The sequence below is a fragment of the Parazoarcus communis SWub3 = DSM 12120 genome, assembly GCF_003226565.1.
In the GTDB taxonomy this organism is placed as follows: domain Bacteria; phylum Pseudomonadota; class Gammaproteobacteria; order Burkholderiales; family Rhodocyclaceae; genus Parazoarcus; species Parazoarcus communis.
Map to the genome: position 1 here is coordinate 1 of NZ_QKOE01000056.1, position 1,891 is coordinate 1,891.

The 1,891-nt window shown below is 53.7% G+C and carries 3 protein-coding genes; all 3 read left to right on the forward strand.

Going from position 1 to position 1,891, the window contains the following annotated elements:
* The coding region (locus DNK49_RS22885) for an RHS repeat-associated core domain-containing protein (protein WP_207807098.1) at window positions 1–689 on the forward strand (689 nt) is incomplete at its 5' end.
* 17 nt (window positions 690–706) lie between these two features.
* Window positions 707–1,318 carry an Imm43 family immunity protein gene (locus tag DNK49_RS22890; RefSeq protein ID WP_110530374.1) on the forward strand — a complete coding sequence of 204 codons (612 nt, stop codon included), beginning with the start codon at window positions 707–709 and terminating at the stop codon, window positions 1,316–1,318.
* Between the two features lie 113 nt (window positions 1,319–1,431).
* Entirely contained in the window at window positions 1,432–1,785 is a 354-nt protein-coding gene (locus DNK49_RS24005) for a hypothetical protein (RefSeq protein WP_133255160.1), read from the forward strand.
* Window positions 1,786–1,891: the final 106 nt, after the last annotated feature.

Consider the following 1,891-nt stretch of genomic DNA (forward strand, 5'->3'; position numbering starts at 1 on the left):
TCGTGTGGGCGGCAGACTATCGGGTGTGGGGCGAGGCGACCGTGCGCAAGACCGGCACCGACGGGCGCTCGGTATCCAGCCACACCCCAGCCCCGCCCCCCATCGAGCAGCCCTTCCGCTTCCAGGGACAGCAGTTCGATGAGGAGACCGGGCTGCATTACAACCGGTTTCGGTATTACGATCCGGGGGTGGGAAGGTTTGTGAGTCAGGATCCGATTGGGTTGAAGGGGGGACTCAACTGCACTTTGTACGCTGGAAACCCGCTTAACTTCTCCGATCCATTTGGATTAAGCAGCGCCAAGCTAGACAGAAAGCTCGGGGGGAGGAAAGGTGATTGCCACCAGGCACACCATCTTATTCCGACGGAAATAATGGAAGACCCTGCCTACCAAGACATGTTCGATAGGCTCAAGAGCATGGGTTTTGATCCTGATGGAGGAGGCAATGGGATACTACTTCCGGACAACGAAGACCTTGCTAAAGCGACAGGGCTACCCGGACACTGGAGTAGCCATGATCAATATACAAATAGCGTGCGCGGCGAAGTGGCAGCACTCCATTACCAATGGAGACGGGGCAGCATCTCCGACACTGACTTGGCGCTTGGAATCAAGGATATTCAATATAGATTCAAGGACAGGATAGAGAGCGGACAGGTCGCTATCACGCCAAAGTGCAGGCTTGCTTGAATCGAAGGAGAAATCTAATGCAGCTATTCGTAATTTCGTACAAGGCCGGTGCCAAAGGATGCCCCGTTCTACTAAAGGGCGTGCTCAATCATGATTGGACATGGGATGAATTTGACCCCGATCCAGACAAGTTCAACATAACACTTAATTATGAGTACAGGAGCAAGAACCCCTTAATCGACTTCGATTTCTGGAACGACTTTCGAATTGGATCAGACGCATTTTGCGAGCTCTGCGATTCCTTCGGCACCTACGTTCGCCGGGTTCCACTGAAAATCATCCAGTCCAATGGCAAACCCACTGTCAAGAAGTACAACTACCTTCTATGGAGGGACTGGCTCTCCATCATTGATACTGAAAAGTCGGATTATGAAATTAGCCGAGATCCTCGGACCGGCGAAATCGAGTATGACAAGTATTTTTCAGAAATTCCATTCTACGAAGAAATTACTCGATTTATTCCAAATCTGGATAAAATTGGGAAAAAATCAGTATTTAAGTGCGTAGACATTCATTGTGAAGTCGTCTGTACGGAAACTTTCCGTGATGCCTGTATCGAACGTGGATTTCTCGGGCTCGATTTCATACCGATAGAGGAGTTCAAAATGATTCCGCCATGGAAGCGATAGCACTGAGCAAGCAGTATCAGGCTCTATCTTCTTGACGATGCGTGCGCGCGGGAGGGTGCGGCGCAGGACGTTGAAATGCCCGTGATCGTTACAACGATGGCAGAGGCACTGCGGTGCTCGAACGCCACTACGGCTGGGACACGGCCGGCAACCAGGTGACCCGCGTCGATCAGCTGCGCGGCACCCACGCCTTTCGATACGACCCCACCGGGCGCGTCATCGACTACGATACCCACGGCAATGTCACCCGCAGGCGCAAGGGCGCCCACGAACTCGCCGAGCTGAGCTGGAACGCCGAACACCAACTCGCCCAGTCCACCGTCACCCGCCACGGCGTCACCCAGACCACCGGAGTTCGACAGTCACGCTCGCAAGCCATTGTTTTTTATAGAGCGCACTTTCAAAAATGCCACTACAACAGCGCCAACTGCTCCGGCGCTGCTGGCTTTTCGATTCCTAATGCATGAAGCACCTCATGCTGTTCCGTGCTGAGCGTCGACACCCCTGTCACCGGCTCCCCGCCGTTCAGACGCACGCGGTGATGCTGAATGCGCTGCAGTTGCTCAAGCGCCC

Excerpts from the sequence above, each read along its gene's own strand:
- DNK49_RS22890 (WP_110530374.1), top strand. The coding sequence starts at position 707 with ATGCAGCTATTCGTAATTTCGTACAAGGCCGGTGCCAAAGGATGCCCC.